The organism is Nocardia sp. NPDC058666 (assembly GCF_042714895.1).
GTDB lineage: Bacteria > Actinomycetota > Actinomycetes > Mycobacteriales > Mycobacteriaceae > Nocardia.
Genome location: NZ_JBHXRY010000124.1, coordinates 1 through 1,020, shown reverse-complemented (window position 1 = coordinate 1,020; position 1,020 = coordinate 1). Strand labels below are relative to the sequence as shown.

General features: G+C 68.1%; 2 protein-coding genes. One reads left to right on the top strand and one right to left on the bottom strand.

Features of this window, described 5'->3' with window-relative positions; translation table 11 throughout:
• A partial coding sequence (gene uppS / locus ACFWVD_RS28970; protein ID WP_379248117.1) for a polyprenyl diphosphate synthase occupies window positions 1–536 on the bottom strand: 536 nt, incomplete at its 3' end.
• A gap of 174 nt (window positions 537–710) precedes the next feature.
• Between uppS and ACFWVD_RS28965 the strand changes: the two genes are divergently transcribed.
• Window positions 711–1,020, top strand: a 310-nt coding sequence (locus tag ACFWVD_RS28965; protein ID WP_379248119.1) for an aldo/keto reductase, incomplete at its 3' end; no start/stop codon positions are given.

Sequence of the window (1,020 nt, the reverse complement as noted above, 5' to 3'; positions counted from 1 at the left end):
ATCTCGGCGAGCTCCTCGAAGGAGGTGCCCTTCCGCGCGTGCTCCAGCAGCAGCGAGCGGACCGCGTCGGCGATCTCCTGGCGGCCGCCGTAGCCGACGGCGACGTTGACCAGTATCCCGTCGACGTCGTGGGTGGCCTGCTCGGCCTCCTTGAGCACGGTCTGGGTCCGGGCGGGCAGGATGTCGAGGTTGCCGACGTGGTGGACGCGCCAGCGGCCGTCCGCGGCGAGGCCCCGCACGGTGTTCTCGATGATGTTGAGCAGCGGACGGAGCTCGACCTCGGGCCGGTCCAGGTTGTCCGTGGAGAGCATCCACAGGGTGACGACCTCGACGTCCGTCTCGGTGCACCAGCCCAGCATCTCGGAGATCTTGTCCGCTCCGGCCTGGTGGCCCTGCTCCGTCGTCCCTCCGGACGCCTTCGCCCAGCGGCGGTTTCCGTCCAGGATGACGCCGATGTGCTTGGGCGCCGCGTCATGGTCGAGGCGGCCTTCCACCCGGCGTGCGTAAAGCCTGTACACCAGGTCGCGCAGCTTCACGATCTTCCAGCCCCTCCGTGCAGTGCCCCCGTGCGAATTGCGGTGCCCCCGAGTGCGCCACATTACTGCGCGCCGGGAGGGGGTACCCAACTCGGTGCGTCACAACTCCGTGATAGGGAGGACAACGTGACTGATACCAATCCCTATCGGGCAGAGCCCTCGCGCTACGACTCCATGGAGTACCGGCGCACCGGCCACAGCGGCCTCAAGCTCCCCGCGATCTCCCTCGGCCTCTGGCACAACTTCGGCGACGACAGGACGCTGGAGTCCCAGCGGGCGATCCTCCGCCGGGCCTTCGACCTCGGGATCACCCACTTCGACCTGGCGAACAACTACGGTCCGCCGCCCGGCTCGGCCGAGCTGAACTTCGGCAAGATCTTTGCCCAGGACTTCGCGTCCCACCGCGACGAGCTGATCCTTTCGACCAAGGCCGGCTATCTGATGCACGCCGGCCCGTACGGCGAGTGGGGCAGCCGCAAGTACC